The sequence below is a fragment of the Wolbachia endosymbiont (group A) of Myopa testacea genome (assembly GCF_964027115.1).
Taxonomy (GTDB): domain Bacteria; phylum Pseudomonadota; class Alphaproteobacteria; order Rickettsiales; family Anaplasmataceae; genus Wolbachia.
Genome location: NZ_OZ034729.1, coordinates 1,241,059 through 1,255,779, shown reverse-complemented (window position 1 = coordinate 1,255,779; position 14,721 = coordinate 1,241,059). Strand labels below are relative to the sequence as shown.

At 33.3% G+C, this 14,721-nt stretch carries 19 protein-coding genes; 14 read left to right on the top strand and 5 right to left on the bottom strand.

What is annotated here, in order from left to right:
- The first annotated feature begins 403 nt into the window (after positions 1–403).
- On the top strand, positions 404–1,222 hold the full coding sequence (locus AAGD91_RS06280) for a transporter associated domain-containing protein (protein WP_341821012.1): 819 nt from the start codon (positions 404–406) through the stop codon (positions 1,220–1,222).
- 71 nt (positions 1,223–1,293) lie between these two features.
- On the opposite strand, the gene AAGD91_RS06275 is transcribed toward AAGD91_RS06280, so the two are convergent.
- Together AAGD91_RS06275 and AAGD91_RS06270 are read right to left on the bottom strand one after the other, a co-directional pair.
- Positions 1,294–1,548, bottom strand: coding sequence for a hypothetical protein (locus tag AAGD91_RS06275; RefSeq protein ID WP_410541916.1), 255 nt, complete (start codon positions 1,546–1,548; stop codon positions 1,294–1,296).
- A gap of 104 nt (positions 1,549–1,652) precedes the next feature.
- Positions 1,653–1,946 carry a hypothetical protein gene (locus AAGD91_RS06270; protein ID WP_320157121.1) on the bottom strand — a complete coding sequence of 98 codons (294 nt, stop codon included), beginning with the start codon at positions 1,944–1,946 and terminating at the stop codon, positions 1,653–1,655.
- A 133-nt stretch (positions 1,947–2,079) separates the two neighbouring features.
- Between AAGD91_RS06270 and purM the strand changes: the two genes are divergently transcribed.
- Entirely contained in the window at positions 2,080–3,117 is a 1,038-nt protein-coding gene (purM, locus tag AAGD91_RS06265; RefSeq protein WP_341821010.1) for a phosphoribosylformylglycinamidine cyclo-ligase, read from the top strand.
- Here the strand turns inward: purM and purC are convergent.
- Positions 3,114–3,836, bottom strand: coding sequence for a phosphoribosylaminoimidazolesuccinocarboxamide synthase (purC, locus tag AAGD91_RS06260; protein WP_341821009.1), 723 nt, complete (start codon positions 3,834–3,836; stop codon positions 3,114–3,116). The two genes, purM and purC, sit on opposite strands and share 4 nt — an antisense overlap.
- A 74-nt stretch (positions 3,837–3,910) precedes the next feature.
- On the opposite strand from purC, the gene trmD reads away from it, so the two are divergent.
- The 10 genes from trmD (at position 3,911) to AAGD91_RS06210 (ending at position 9,836) form a co-directional block, all read left to right on the top strand.
- Positions 3,911–4,621: a tRNA (guanosine(37)-N1)-methyltransferase TrmD gene (trmD, locus tag AAGD91_RS06255; protein ID WP_341821007.1), complete on the top strand. Its 711-nt coding sequence runs from the start codon at positions 3,911–3,913 to the stop codon at positions 4,619–4,621.
- Positions 4,605–4,982, top strand: coding sequence for a 50S ribosomal protein L19 (gene rplS, locus AAGD91_RS06250; protein WP_341821006.1), 378 nt, complete (start codon positions 4,605–4,607; stop codon positions 4,980–4,982). Before trmD ends, rplS begins: the two co-directional genes overlap by 17 nt.
- A gap of 249 nt (positions 4,983–5,231) precedes the next feature.
- Positions 5,232–6,482 (top strand): PstA family ABC transporter permease, encoded by a 1,251-nt coding sequence (locus AAGD91_RS06245; protein WP_341821005.1) that lies wholly within the window; start codon positions 5,232–5,234, stop codon positions 6,480–6,482.
- A 6-nt stretch (positions 6,483–6,488) separates the two neighbouring features.
- On the top strand, positions 6,489–7,286 hold the full coding sequence (locus AAGD91_RS06240; RefSeq protein ID WP_341821004.1) for a phosphoribosylformylglycinamidine synthase subunit PurQ: 798 nt from the start codon (positions 6,489–6,491) through the stop codon (positions 7,284–7,286).
- Positions 7,287–7,305: 19 nt separating this feature from the next.
- Positions 7,306–7,794, top strand: a complete 489-nt coding sequence (locus AAGD91_RS06235) for a GNAT family N-acetyltransferase (protein ID WP_341821003.1) — start codon at positions 7,306–7,308, stop codon at positions 7,792–7,794.
- Positions 7,795–8,029: 235 nt separating this feature from the next.
- Positions 8,030–8,218, top strand: a complete 189-nt coding sequence (locus AAGD91_RS06230) for a hypothetical protein (RefSeq protein WP_341821002.1) — start codon at positions 8,030–8,032, stop codon at positions 8,216–8,218.
- The gene (locus AAGD91_RS06225; protein WP_341821001.1) at positions 8,212–8,529 is read left to right on the top strand and encodes a recombinase family protein; all 318 of its coding nucleotides are present in this window, start codon (positions 8,212–8,214) and stop codon (positions 8,527–8,529) included. Before AAGD91_RS06230 ends, AAGD91_RS06225 begins: the two co-directional genes overlap by 7 nt.
- A gap of 31 nt (positions 8,530–8,560) precedes the next feature.
- A complete protein-coding gene (locus AAGD91_RS06220) occupies positions 8,561–9,049 on the top strand; it encodes a recombinase family protein (protein WP_264328685.1) in 489 nt (162 codons plus the stop codon).
- An 89-nt stretch (positions 9,050–9,138) separates the two neighbouring features.
- On the top strand, positions 9,139–9,270 hold the full coding sequence (locus AAGD91_RS06415) for a recombinase zinc beta ribbon domain-containing protein (protein ID WP_410541915.1): 132 nt from the start codon (positions 9,139–9,141) through the stop codon (positions 9,268–9,270).
- Positions 9,271–9,419: 149 nt separating this feature from the next.
- Positions 9,420–9,836 (top strand): hypothetical protein, encoded by a 417-nt coding sequence (locus tag AAGD91_RS06210; RefSeq protein ID WP_341820999.1) that lies wholly within the window; start codon positions 9,420–9,422, stop codon positions 9,834–9,836.
- A 219-nt stretch (positions 9,837–10,055) separates the two neighbouring features.
- On the opposite strand, the gene AAGD91_RS06205 is transcribed toward AAGD91_RS06210, so the two are convergent.
- On the bottom strand, positions 10,056–10,544 hold the full coding sequence (locus AAGD91_RS06205; protein ID WP_341820774.1) for a transposase: 489 nt from the start codon (positions 10,542–10,544) through the stop codon (positions 10,056–10,058).
- Positions 10,545–10,702: 158 nt separating this feature from the next.
- Positions 10,703–10,996 (bottom strand): transposase, encoded by a 294-nt coding sequence (locus tag AAGD91_RS06200; RefSeq protein WP_341820998.1) that lies wholly within the window; start codon positions 10,994–10,996, stop codon positions 10,703–10,705.
- Positions 10,997–11,687: 691 nt separating this feature from the next.
- Here AAGD91_RS06200 and AAGD91_RS06195 point away from each other — a divergent pair.
- Both AAGD91_RS06195 and AAGD91_RS06190 read left to right on the top strand, forming a co-directional pair.
- Entirely contained in the window at positions 11,688–13,061 is a 1,374-nt protein-coding gene (locus AAGD91_RS06195; protein ID WP_341820997.1) for an ankyrin repeat domain-containing protein, read from the top strand.
- A 143-nt stretch (positions 13,062–13,204) separates the two neighbouring features.
- Positions 13,205–14,719, top strand: coding sequence for a secretion system protein (locus AAGD91_RS06190; protein ID WP_341820996.1), 1,515 nt, complete (start codon positions 13,205–13,207; stop codon positions 14,717–14,719).
- Positions 14,720–14,721: the final 2 nt, after the last annotated feature.

Below are 14,721 nucleotides of genomic sequence, written 5' to 3'. Positions count from 1 at the left end.
ATCTATTTTATCTATTCTTCTGTATACTAAAGTATAGTAATAATAATAGTTCTATCAACAACTTGTTACTAACTTAAAATTCAGTAAAAATTGGCGTTATTTAATTTGTGGATAAATATGTTAACAACTTCTATATGCTATTGATTTTCTGTTATGATTTATGTGTATAAGTAAGATGTTCAGAGTGTTAGTAATTTTCTTTTATGGAAAACATTTTACCATCATGCATTGTTACATAACTATATATATGTCGTTGAAAAAATTGTTGATCAATTGTTGGTATTTTATATCAACAAATAATTCACAAATTAATTTGACATTATTCACATGCTCATTAAACATTTAATAACAGTTTTCTTGATAAATCTGATCTGAAAACGTTTTTGCCATTACAGGGAATAAATTGAGTAAAAAAGGAACCTTAGTAGAAAAAATAGCATATAGAATTTTTCTCTTCCTTTTCAAAAAAGCTTCTGTGTTGAAAAAGTGTGCGACTGAAGCATTAATGAAAGATCTGCCAGACCTTAATATATTTAATGGTCTATCAAAATTCCGCGATTGTGGTATAATGGATATAATGACTCCACGTACAGAGATATGCGCAGTAGACATTGAGTCAAGCGAGCATGAAATAATAAAGAAGATAAAAAACACTTGCCACACTAAAATACCAATTTATAGAAATAACTTTGATAACGTAATAGGCTTTTTTTATGTAAAAGATGTTATTTTTAATAGGGATAAAAATTTTAATCTGAGAAATATTATACAAAGCGTAATATTTGTTCCGCCCTCGATGAAGACAACTAATCTTTTTGTTAGGATGAAATCTTCTAAATCATACTTAGCTATTGTATTGGATGAATATGGTGGAACTGATGGTTTAATTTCAATGACCGATCTTATAGAGGAGCTAATACCAAACATTGATAGTGAGAACGAAATAAATTCAGAATATACCATTACTGAATTGTCTCAAAATAAGTTTGAAGTGTCAGCAAGGGTTCTTATAAAGGATATAGAAGAGGATCTAAAAATAGAATTACGTGACCCTGAAGAAGACTATGTTACACTTGGTGGTTTGATTCTTTCGATTGCTGGTAAAGTGCCTTCTGTAGATGAAGTCATTAAATATAAAAATGGTATGAAGTTTATCATCAAAGATGCAAATGAGCGCTACATTAATAAAATAGTACTAGACTTAAGTGATTACAAAAATTAGATTTGGTACCCCTTGTCGGGGAATGTCTTGCCTTGAAACGAAGAAAAAGTTGTAATAACCAAATATGCAACTCAAGTTATAGTTAAACCTATCTCCAGCAAATTATTTTCGCAAGTACAATGCATTTCAGTGTTATAGTACTCTAATAATAAAGAGGTCATATAGATATTAATATCTTTCGTATTTAAATTAGTGTCATTTTGTTTGATTAATTTGTCTACTAATGATTTGCTTATTGGTTTGTGTTCATTTAGAATTTTTATAGTTAATAGCATTTTATCTTCTGTTTGACTCAGTAAAACAGACACTAGTTCAACTTCCGCCACTGCGCTGGCTATAGTTAGCACCATATTAGAAATTATCTTATTTATCTTTTCAATTAAATCTTCCTTATTTTTTGCAGAGTATGCGTCTATTTTCCACGTAAGCTTTACTTTTTTTTTAATAAATAATTTTCGATATTAGATTTTGTCTGATCAAAGCTGTAATTATCTGCTGAAGAAGAATATGCCTGCTTCATAACTTTATGTTTATATATTAAATCATCGGAGCTTTCTTTAAGAAACGACAACGCTTCCTTCTGCGCATCAGCATCGTTCTTATCTATTACTTCAAGCTCTTCTAAGCCAAACATTATTCCATTCATAGAGTTAGCAAAGTCATGAAGCAGCCGTCCTGATAGCAGTTCCGTTATTAACAGTATGTTTTTGGTATTTTTATTCATTGGATAATTATAAATGATTTAAGTTACCCTATATTGGTAAGCATATAATAGTCAATTAAGAGAAAGTTTCGTTGCACTTTTTATATCAAGGCATTAATATAGTATTAACAATTTTAAAATTTATAGAAGGATTATGAATACTTATATCAGATCAGGAATAGATCTTGAACTATATAATAAGTTAATAAAAGAAGTCAAGCCTATTGCTCAAGAAACTACTAGAGAAGAAGTAATCAGCGAAATAGGTTCATTTTCTGCGTTGTTTGATTTTGCTGCACTAAGTAAGAAATATGACCATCCAGTACTTGTTTCCTCAACTGATGGAGTAGGTACGAAACTATTGATAGCTCAAGAAGTGAATAGGCATGATACTATAGGTATAGATTTAGTTGCAATGTGTGTAAATGACTTACTTGCACAAGGAGCAACGCCTTTATTTTTCCTTGATTACTTTGCAACAGGCGTTTTGAGCAAGGACGTTTTATTATCTGTGGTCCAAGGCATTGCAAAGGGGTGCAAGCAAGCTAAAATAGCATTGGTTGGTGGGGAAACTGCAGAAATGCCTGGAATGTATGATAATAATCACTATGACCTTGCAGGGTTTGTGGTTGGTGTAGTTGATCGAAAGCAAATTCTTCCAAATTGTAGCATGATGAAAGTAGGTGATTATATAGTTGGCTTAGAGTCAAGTGGAATTCACTCAAATGGGTTTTCTTTGGTGCGCCATATTTTCAAAGGCTTAGGTATAAATTATAACGACTCATCTCCATGGAATAATCAGCTTTGGAAAGAAGTGTTGCTCGAACCAACAAAAATATATGTTGATTCTTTGTTGCCTATTATGCCAAAGGTAAAAGGCATTGCACATATAACAGGTGGTGGCTTGATAGATAATGTTCCGCGGATTCTTGCAAAAAACTTATTTGCAAACATAGACATTAATTCCTGGAAATGGCCAGATATATTTTTATGGCTAACAAAGGAGGGTAAAATAGAGAAGAAAGAAATGCTAAAAACATTTAATTGTGGTATTGGTATGGTATTGATCGTAAGTCCTGAGAATATGCAAAACGTGAAAAATCATTTCCAAAAACGTGGAGAAAAAATTGAAATCATTGGAAAACTTGATGAGGCATGTAACCCTCCACTTGATAGAGTAGTATTTAGTTAGTCTAACTTTACTGACAGTCTTTTTGCAACTTCTAGGTACGCTTCCTTTAAATCTCCTAAATTCAAACGAAAGACTTCTTTATCTAGCTTTTTATAAGTATTTTTATCCCATAACCTGCAGTTATCAGGGCTGATTTCATCGGCTAAAATGATTTTAGTACTGTCATTTATTAATCTGCCAAATTCTAACTTGAGATCAACTAAATATATACTTGCATTTGAAAATAGGTGGACTAAGATTTCGTTGATTTTTAAAGTTGTAGTTTTAACTTCATCCATTTCTTTGCTAGATAGCCAATCAAAATACAGTATGTGATTTTCATTCACCATTGGGTCGGCTAGGTCATCATTTTTGTAAAAAAACTCGATTATAGGAGATGTAAGTGCCTCACCTTCTTTGATATTAAAACGTTTGCAAAAGCTGCCAGCTGCAACATTTCTAACTACCACCTCAAGAGGTATTATCTTGAGCTTTTTGACTAGCTGTTCTCTTTCGTTTAGAGTTTTTATAAAGTGCGTGCTAGTTCCTGCTTCTTCAAGCTTTTCCATGATAAAAGCACTAACATGATTATTAATTATTCCTTTGCCCTCAATAATTTCATATTTTTTCTTATTGAATGCTGTAACATCATCTTTAAAGTGCTGTATAACAGTTGATGAGTCTTCAGTTTCAATAATGGCTTTCGCTTTACCTTCGTATATTGTTTTATTCAGTGACATGCTTAATTTAACTATATATTATATCAATTTACTGTTCTTAGAGTATAGCTCCAAATAACTTAAAATAAACCTTAATGGCATTCAATGTTACAATATTAACCATATTTCCAGAAATGTTCCCCGGGTTTTTGAACTATTCTCTTGCAGGAAAAGCGTTAGAAAAAAAAATATGGAACCTTGAAGTAATAAATATTCGTTCTTTTGCGAAAGATAAACATTCAACTGTGGATGATGTTCCATATGGAGGTGGAGCAGGAATGGTTATGCGTTCTGATGTAGTTGGTGATGCAGTAGATAGTATGCTCTCTGTTCATAAAAACACTAAGTTTATTTACATGACTCCATCTGGAACTAAGTTTAATCAGAATATTGCCAGAGAATTATTAGAGTTTCCTCATATAACAATATTGTGTGGTCGATTTGAAGGTATTGACCAAAGGATAATTGATGCGTATACTCCTTATGAATTAAGTATCGGAGATTATATACTTTCAGGAGGTGAGCCAGCTACGATGGTGGTTCTCGATGCATGCATTAGACTTCTTCCAGGTGTAGTAAATAATTCCGATAGTATTATTGAAGAAAGTTTTAGTTATGATGGTGGTATGCTTGAATATCCTCAATATACTAGACCTGAGCAGTGGAAGGGATATAAAGTACCTGAGGTTTTGTTATCTGGCAATCACAAAAAAATAAGTGATTGGAGGCAGAAGCAGTCTCATGTTATAACAAAAAAGCGTAGGCCTGAATTATTGAATGGAGAGATAAATGACAAATTTACTTAAAAAATTTAACGAACAGCAAATGCAAGTGTTAGCTAAAGAAATGCCAGAATTTCGTCCTGGTGATGATTTGAAGGTCACTTTTAAAGTAGTTGAAGGTGCAAGTGAACGTATACAGATATTTGGAGGTGTATGTATATCAAAAAGGAACCGCGGGTTACATTCTTCTTTTGCAGTCAGAAAAGTGAGCCATGGAGAAAGTATAGTGTCTCAATTTTTTGTTTATTCTCCTGCACTGGTTTCAGTGCAAGTGACAAGAAAAGGAAAGGTTCGTAGAGCAAAACTGTATTATCTATGCAAACTATTTGGAAAAGCTGCAAGGATCAAAGAGCGTACTACTTATGTTAAAAAGAAATCTAAGTAGATACAATAGGGAGTGATGTCAATTGTGTCATCCCAGCACTTCCCCAGTGTCATCCAAGTAGCTGATACTGGGATCTAACTTATTCTATATCATGGATGTTATTTTTAGCATGGAGTCTGTTACCAATTGCCTGATTTGTAAATATTTTTATAACTGGATTCCAGTGTCAAGCACTGGAATGACATCAACGTTTATTAAACTGGACGTTTGTACAGCTGTGGGCTTGACGATAGGATCCAGGAAAAATAAATGAGTATAAAGAAAAAATTCCTTAAATTACTTCAGTCAAGGCGTGTACATGCTCGTATAAAAAGGAAAAATAAAAAGAACAGAGCGTTACGCTTTTGCTCTTTCACGGCACTAGTTATCTCACTTGGCTGTCCTGTGTGTATATTGTTGAGTATATTAGTTAACTCTTACAGTGCCTTAACAGTAACGAAAATTTTATTGCCAATTGAAATAAGTGCTGATCTTACTTTAACAAATAATCCTAGTGATTTGCGGTATAAGTCCATTGGCTTACTCAACGATTCTTTACGTAAGGTGTTTAAAGGAACTGATTTTAAAGACAGTGACGAAATTTTAAGTCGTAATTCTTACAAAGAACTAGAGAAATTTTTTCGTAAGAAAGTAAAAGATAGTGGTGAATATGAGATCTGGTTTACCGCGTCAAGTATAATTAATTCAATAAATAAAGATAAACATTTGAATGATCGTTATGCTAAATTACTTGATTGGCTAAAAGAAAAGAGGAGAGTGAAAAAATTTTTTAATAAGTCTTTATTCCTTAAATCTGACTCTCGTGAACCTGAGAATGCAGGGATTTTAGGGTCATTTATCGGTTCATTAATGACAATTATAGTGTGCCTAGCATTAGCATTACCAATAGGAATTATGTCGGGCATCTGTCTTTACGAATTTATGCCTAAAAATAGGCTAATGACTAATATTGTAGAAATTAGCATGAATAATCTTGCTGCAGTGCCTTCAATAATATTTGGTGTAGTGGGCTTAACTCTCTATCTTGGCATATTTGGGCTACCACGCTCTTCACCACTTGTTGGTGGAATGACTCTTTCATTTATGATGTTACCTAATATTATAATTGCAACAAAAAATGCCTTTGCGAATGTTCCTATTACGATAAAAGATGCAGCGTTTGCGCTCGGTGCGCCTCACATCAAGGTGATATTAGATCACTCTTTACCGATTGCGTTACCAAGAATAATACATGGTACTGTGCTTGCAATTGCAAGGATTTTAGGTGAATCTTCCCCTTTACTTATGATAGGTATGGTAGCATTTATTGCTGATACACCTACGTCCTTTTTCGATCCGGCGACTGTTCTGCCTGTACAAATATACATATGGTCAAGTAGTCCTGAAATTGCATTTATTGAACTTGCTGCTATTGCAATTATAGCTTTATTATTGGTGTTATTTGCGTTAAATTTAGTAGCAAATTTTGTAAAAAAGAAATTCGAATTTTTTAATTTTTAGCAATTCATGAAAATCACAGTCCTATCTGGTTATGGCTTAAATTGCGAAAAAGAAACCGCATTTGCATTTATGGAATGCAGCAGAAAACTTGGTATTAGTAATATTGAAGTAAAAATCGTTCACATTAATGATATCATAGATAATCCAAGTGAACTGAAATTAAGCAATATACTTGCAATTCCAGGAGGTTTTTCCTATGGTGATGACACTGGTGCTGGTAATGCGTTTGCTTTACGTATTAAAAACAACTTGTTGGATGAGTTTCAAGAGTTTTTATCTCAGGACAAGCTGATTATAGGAATATGTAATGGTTGTCAGATATTAGTAAAATTAATTCCAGAGTTCTCTAGTCTAGCTTTAATCCATAATGATATAGGCAATTATCAATGCCGTTGGATTAGAGTGGGAGTTAATCCGCAGAGTAATTCTGTTTGGCTACGGGGCCTGAGTGAACTATATCTCCCTATTGCTCATGGGGAAGGCAAATTTTTTATGGATCAAGATATTTTGAACCAATTGATTGAGAGCAATTCCACCGCATTACGTTACATTGATGAAAATGGCAACTATGCTAACCTACAATTTCCTTACAATCCGAACGGATCTACATACGACCTAGCAGCTTTATCAGATAAAAGTGGAAGAGTGCTAGCTTTAATGCCCCATCCAGAGAGGGGAATATGTTTTACTCAGCAAGATAATTGGCCTCTTGAAAAAGAAAAAAGCAAGCGTTTAGGTATTGCTGTGCCAAAATATGGTGATGGAATGCTTATATTTGAAAATGCACTAAAGTATTTTTGTTAAAATTTATTGGTAGGGGTTTATGGTCGAAATTGAACAAATATCTCCTGATATTGCAGAAGATTTATGCTGCAAGATTACAGCTGATTTATCAGAGTATTTTGGTTTGCCAGAGTGTAATGAGCATTATGCTGTGGGTGTTCGTTCTTGCAAAAATTTAGCTGCAAAAATTGATGGAAACTATATCGGACTTCTCAGTTTAGATTTTCCCTATCCTAATAACAGCAATATCTATTGGGTGGCTGTCTTTCGTAATTACCAACGCCAAGGAGTAGGGTATAAGTTAGTCGAAGCAGCATGTAGTTTGGTAAATACTGCCAGAACAATGACTGTTGAAACCCTGAGCCCAAATGCATCAGATGAAAATTACCTAAAAACTTACAAATTTTATGAGTCTTGTGGATTTGAACCATTATTCAATTTAAAACCCCAAGGTTACAAGTGGAACATGGTTTACATGATGAAAAATCTCAACCAAATTCATCAGAACAGACCAGAAAAATATAGCTAAAGTGGCTTAGGTTTACCTACAATTTGAAAAACGACGAATTCGTCATTCCGCTACTCGTTAGCGGAATCTATGCTGAGATACCGCGGCGGTATGACGTAGGGACTCCGCCAACAATATTGGAAGAAATCTGAAACTTGAGAAAACTATTTCCCGAAAGCTTCTACAAAAAGAACAGAGAGTTGAATTTATTTATAGAGCTAGTGATCAAATAACCATATGTCTCAATGAATAACATATGGGAGAGCTAATGGACAACAAGAAATTAATAGTTTGTATTCGTTGTAGTTATGAAGTGAATAGATTAGCAGAGTTGTATCTATTAGATGCATATGAAAAATTAGTGTTAAGTAAACCAATAAAAGTGAGCAAAAAGGAAGAAAACTCTGAATGTAAGAAAGTAGATTTGAGGAGGGTTAAATGGTAACAGTTAGATTATATGCAAGAGTTTCTTCAGGGAGACAAGCACAAGAAGGTACAATAGCAAGTCAAATTGCTGCTATAGAGAATCAAATTAGTATGGACGGACATAAATTATTAAATGAATATAAATTTATTGATAATGGTTCTAATATAATCCGTCCTGGTTTAGAAAAATTACGTGATAAAATAGTAGAAGGTAGCATTGATAAGGTTTATATTCATTCTCCTGATCGTTTATCTCGCAAGTATGCATATCAGATGGTATTACTTGAAGAGTTCAAGAAACTAGGAGTAGAAGTCATTTTTTTAAATTAGCGATAATCCAGAATCTCAATTACTATTACAAATGCAAGGTATGATAGCAGAATATGAACGTGCAAAAATCATGGAAGGAAGCTGCCGAGGAAAGATTTATGCAGCCAATAAGGGTTATATAAGTGTAATGAGAGCTGCTCCTTATGGCTATCATTATATAAATAAAAATACAGAGACAGGACAAGCCTTATTTGAAATTTATGAAGAAGAAGCTGAAGTTGTGCGTAAAGTATTTTTTTGGGTAGGAAGAGAAAGAGCGAGTATAGGAGAAGTATGTCGTGGGCTAAGTGCTATGTCCGTTATGACGCGAACAGGAAAAGAATATTGGGATAGGGCTGTAGTTTTGAGTATGTTAAAAAACTCTGCTTATAGAGGACAAGCAGCTTTTGGTAAAACAAGGTTAGGCGTAAAATTAAAACATATAAGACCAAAAAAAACTCCTGCGAGCAACCAAAAGATAATTATTCTACTTATCCTGTTCCAAAAGAGGATTGGATTTATATTAAAGTACCTAGTATAGTAAACGAAGATTTATTTGATATAGTTCAAGAACAATTAGCAGAGAATAGAAAAATAGCAAGAACAAGACAAAGAGGAGCAAGATATTTATTGCAAGGTTTAGTAGTATGTAAGCTTTGTAATTATGCATATTATGGTACTAGCACTGCAAGGAATAAGGAGGGAAAAAAAACTAATAATCAGGTGTATTATCGTTGTATTGGCACGCCGTTTTGGTGGTAATAAAATGTGTAACAACAAATTAATTCGTACAGATACATTAGACATAGCTGTGTGGGAAGAAGTAAAGCATCTATTAAAAAATCCGAATAGAATATTAGAGGAGTATAAACGAAGACTTTCAGAACTTACCACTAGATCAAAAAAGCGCTTTGCTTGAAGCAGAAGAAGATAAATTAAAACGTGGTATTGCAAGGTTAATTGATAGTTATGCTCAAGAATATATTGATCAAGAAGAATTTGAGCCAAGAATTAAAGCAATGAAACAAAACTTAAAAATGGTTGAAGAACAAAAGAAAAAAACATTTGATCAGAAAAAACTCACACAAGAGTTCACTCTAGTAGTAACAAATTTAGAGGGATTTTCCTCTAGTATTAACTCAAGTCTTGATAATGCAGACTGGCTAACTAAACGTGATATTATTAGAACGTTAGTTAAGCGAATTGAGATTAATTTTGAGGATGTGAACATCGTGTTTAGAGTGAAAGAGCTTCCAGACTCTTCTCATGGGGAGAAAAATCAATACTTGCAATGTTGTTGTAGGGGTAGTCATCCCGCTACTTGTTAGCGGGATCTAGAGATACTGCGGCGGTATGACGTCTCGCTTGCAACCTATAGCCTTGTCATTCCAGCGCGTGACGCTGGAATCCAGAAAACTTAACTGCAAGTAAATGCATTGGATTTGGTGAGTGTAGGCTTTAGTTAAAATGAAACACTTTCGATCAAAAACTGGATGCCAGTGGGCTTTGTTGCATCACACTTTATGAGATGGTGATTTATGGTAAATTCATGTAACTATCTCAAATTTAGCCATACCAATATCAGTGAATTTATTAAGCAAATAGCATTTGATTAGCAGTTCTTTTTCTCGATTTATCTCAGATTTATTCCTAAAACTAAATCCGAATATTTGCTTTAATCTTGAGAAAAACCCTTCAATATAAGATCTTTTCCCATAATTTACTTCTTTTTTCCATTCTTTCATGCCATCTTCACCGTATAATTTTATTAACGTAATAGCAGCATTCCTGTCAGACATATAATCTATTTCTGGATGTTCTGCCGCATTGTTTATTGGTGGAATTTTTGTCTTTATATCATATTCGTTACACAACTTATAAAACTTGTGCCTATCACATGCTCTATCTGCATATAGTGCTTTTATGGCATGCTGAAAATCAACTTCTTTTAGCAAATCACAAGCTCCATAGTGATCAGAGTAGACACCGTTACTGTATTTTACAGCTATGGCTTTTTTGTTGTTTATATTCAACATTACGTGCAATTTTCTCGTTTTCTCATAGTCACGATATTTTCTGTCAGTGCTATTTTCCTTGCTGTGTGTTGTTGTATATACTAATTCCTGTACTGTCTATAGCAATTTCGATATCTTCCATATTATTTTTATCAATTCTGCAATCATTTATCTTAATATTAAGTTTCTTTTGATGCTTGTGAATAGCTGATAACTGCCAAATCTCTTCCTATTTGTTGCAAATACCCTTTTATAAACCCGACTGTTTGTCTTAAACCAATTCTAAAGAAACTGACGATTATATGCACCAAAATCACAACTTTATCACTATAAATATAGTTGCCGCCCTGCATTTTTGGACAATTCTCGTACCAATTTTCTATGGCATCATTGATATAACAAAAAATGCTTCCTCTTTTTTGGAGAAATTTGTTATATTCATGGCAGTTACTGACTCTCATTTTTTGTGGCATATTTTTTCTTCAACAGTTAAATGGCTATTTATAATGAATTTTGTCAGTAACTGCCAGTTCTTTTTACTTGAGCGATGCAACAAAGCCCACTGGAATCCAGCCTTTTCATAATCATCAAAACGTTGTATTTTAACATAAAACGGCTACTTTTATACTCACCAACTTAGCTAGATCCCAATGTCTGGGCACTGGGATGACAAAAAAAGGAGCACTGGAATGACACCTCTCTTGGGCTCTTTTAGCTACAAATATTTAAGAAATTTACCAAATAAAAAAAAGGCAAAAAAATCCCGTAGTGCGAGTTTTGACCCTCTAATACTTTAAATTGGCGCTGTAATAATGTGCTGATGCTTAGTTTAAGCGCGGTTTGGCTGAATGTAGAAAAAATTTAAAAGACATGCAGCCGCTATAATTTTATGTAATCCGCCAAAAAACACCCTAAGTTTTTTACTGAATTTTGTCATTGAGCCTGCAGGTCAAAAACAAGTTTTGAGTCATAAATACCCTTATTATCATAATAAGGGGGCTGGAGGAGTTTGTCAAGTGGTTTTTTTGTTTCATCCAACGTGCTGCCAAAAGTTTGTTATGCAAGAATGCATAGTATCCTAGCCATTTCTCACAGATTCATTTAAACTTAATCAAGTAGGAGTATTATTAACGCGAAAAGGGTTCAATTAGAGACTTAAGTGATATGGCGCGTGAGGAAGATATAAACCAATTAGTAGAAAATGGATTTGATATTAACTCAAAAGATGCAAGTGGAATCACTCTCTTGCATAAGTTCACAAAAGAAGGTGATTTAGTTGGAGTAAAATCATTGCTAGAGCACGAAGCTGATTTTAATGTCGTAGACAACGAAAATAGAAACCCACTCCATTACGCCATTATGCATGGACACAAGAAAATTGCTAAACTTTTTGTTAATCAACTGACAATCAATTCCAAGGATAAAAATGGATTCACTCCACTGCACCTTGCTGCACTACAAGATGACACGGAATTAATAGATTTTTTGATAATAAAAGGCGCAAAAATTAATGAAAAAGACGCTAAAGAGGGCTATACTCCTCTTCATATAGCTTCACTATACGGTTCTAAAAAAAGCGTCCAAATTTTAATTGATAGCGGAGCAAATCTCGAATGTGAAGATAACAATTTTCGCACTCCTTTGTTTTTAACTATCTATCAATGCACTGCACATTATGACAGCAGAGCAGAAATTATAGAATATCTAATAAAGAAAGGTGCAAATATAGAAGCCAAAGATGCAGAAAATAACACTACGCTTTTCCTAGCAGCGTATAACAACAAAATGCAAATAGTAAAGCTTATTGCAAAAAAACAGCAAGCAAGTAACGATAAAATTAAACTTAAAGAGTTTTTTTGCACAAAAAACAACCATGGTTTTGATGCATTAGATTGCGCTATTGAGCATAATAATAGAAAAATGGCAACATTTCTTGTATCAAAAGGAATAGATGCAAATGATCAAGATTTTAATGGCAACGCCAGGCTGCATAAAGCTAGCCATAATGGTAACACTAAAACAGTTAAGCTCTTATTGAAGCTTAAGGTAAACATTAATGCTGTTACTAAATGTAACAGAACTCCCTTGCTACTGGCAGTTAAAAAAGGCCATACAAAAATTGTGAAAATGTTATTGGAAGTTAGAGCCAATATGAACATTTGTGAGCAACAAGGTTTTGCACCTCTACATCTTGCTGTTCAAAAGGATTATTTTGATATAGCTCAGCTGTTAACAGAAAAAGGTGCAGACCTTAACATTAAGTGTAATAACGGTCATACCGCAATAGATATATTCATTAGCAAGGCTCATAGCAAAAAAAACATCGAAGAAAATTACAAAAAATTTTGTAGATTTTTGATGCTTTACCTGAAAGAGCTACATAGTAAACACAAAGCCTGTTGTATACTTTCAACCCTAGCTCTAAGCTTAACAATTATAGGCTTACCATTTATTTTTAAGCCTATTATTAAATATAGAGAAAGAAGTAAAATATATAAAAAAACTAAGGCTATGCTGGAAAACTTACTCTACATTTAAGTACAAGAGGGGCGTACAAAAAAACATATAGCCAGTGCAGGTCAAGCTAATATATGACAATTATCTGTTGAATGAAAATGAGATTAAATACATTTTTAATATTTTTATAGAAATCTATTAGTATAGATCTATATGCTGTTCTAATGGCTATTTTTAAATGCTTAATACTCCTCTTCATTATTTCTTGCACACACCTGCCTACTAAGCAACATCTCACTAATATAGGCAACGAAGATCATCATGATATAGGTGAGCACGATTATTCGTTGCAGCAATACAACACCTCTTTGGAGATTAATGAACCGGCAATACCAGAAATTATGCCTTTACCAATAGAGTTTCCCGATCTCACAATCAGTAATCAGCTTATTTCTATTAATGTTAGTGAAGAAGTATCAGTAAAAGATTTGCTGATTGAGATAGGAAAACTTTCTGACGTTAACTTGGATATAGACCCAAAAATATCAGGTAATATTATTTTAAAGCTAAAAGATAAGAATATAAATGAAGTAATTCAGAGTATAGCAAATAGCGCCAAATTGCGTTACTCAACAAGCAATGGTGTAATTAGAATTGAGCAGGACTTGCCATACACGCAAAATTATTACGCAGACTTCATTAATATTCAACATTCTGCTCAAAGCAGTTTCGTCATTAGTAACAATATTACTAACAGTGATGGAAGTCACACTGATAGGGACTATAACAATGTTATGAAGTCTCAATACAGTAGTGACTTATGGAATTCATTAGAAAAAGGCTTGAATGCAATAATGGATGTTAACGGGGTGGATGATGGCGAATTCCTTTCATCCAACAGAGAAGCTGGTGTTATTATTTTGAATGCTAGAAAAGATATCCATAAAGCTGTTGAAGAATATATTAATAAGGTTAAGAAATTAGCGTCTTCTCAAGTAATGATAGAGGCAAAAATAGTTGAAGTTGTGTTAGATGACAAATATCTTTCTGGTATAAACTTAAATGACTTACGCGATGGAACTAAGTCTATAATAAATCAAGATAACTCCATTATTAACCTAGCAATGAACTTTGGTGCGAGTGATCTAGGAGATTTAGTAAAAAATTTAGACAAATTTGGCGCTTCAACTGTAATTTCAAGCCCTAGAGTACATGCTATAAATAATCAGCAAGCGATGATTTCATTTACCAAAAACCATATTTATTTTACTTCCGATATACAAAAAGATACTAGAAACTCTAATCAGACCTTAATTACCAAGATGAATAGTGTTCCAATAGGTGTTGTGCTAATAATCCACCCAAGCATTAACATTGATACTAGTGAAATATTCATGGATATACATCCAACTTTATCAAGAATTAACGGCTACATTAAAGATCCAGATATAGAGTACATCGCACAGCAAAGTAAAATGAAATTAAATAGCGACATTCCAATTGTTGAAATCAGAGAAATGAACTCTATGTTAAAAATTAAGAGCGGTGAAATTATGGTAATCGGCGGGCTTATAGAACATAGAGAAGATAAGCAAAGCTTTAAAGCTACATTACATCAGAAGTCAAAAAGGCTAGCAAATAATATTAGAACAGTAGAAACTGTCATTTTTTTAAAAGCAACAATCGTACCAACATTTGGTTTGTTAGATAGAAAAGATAAGAATTTATATATATATTAAAT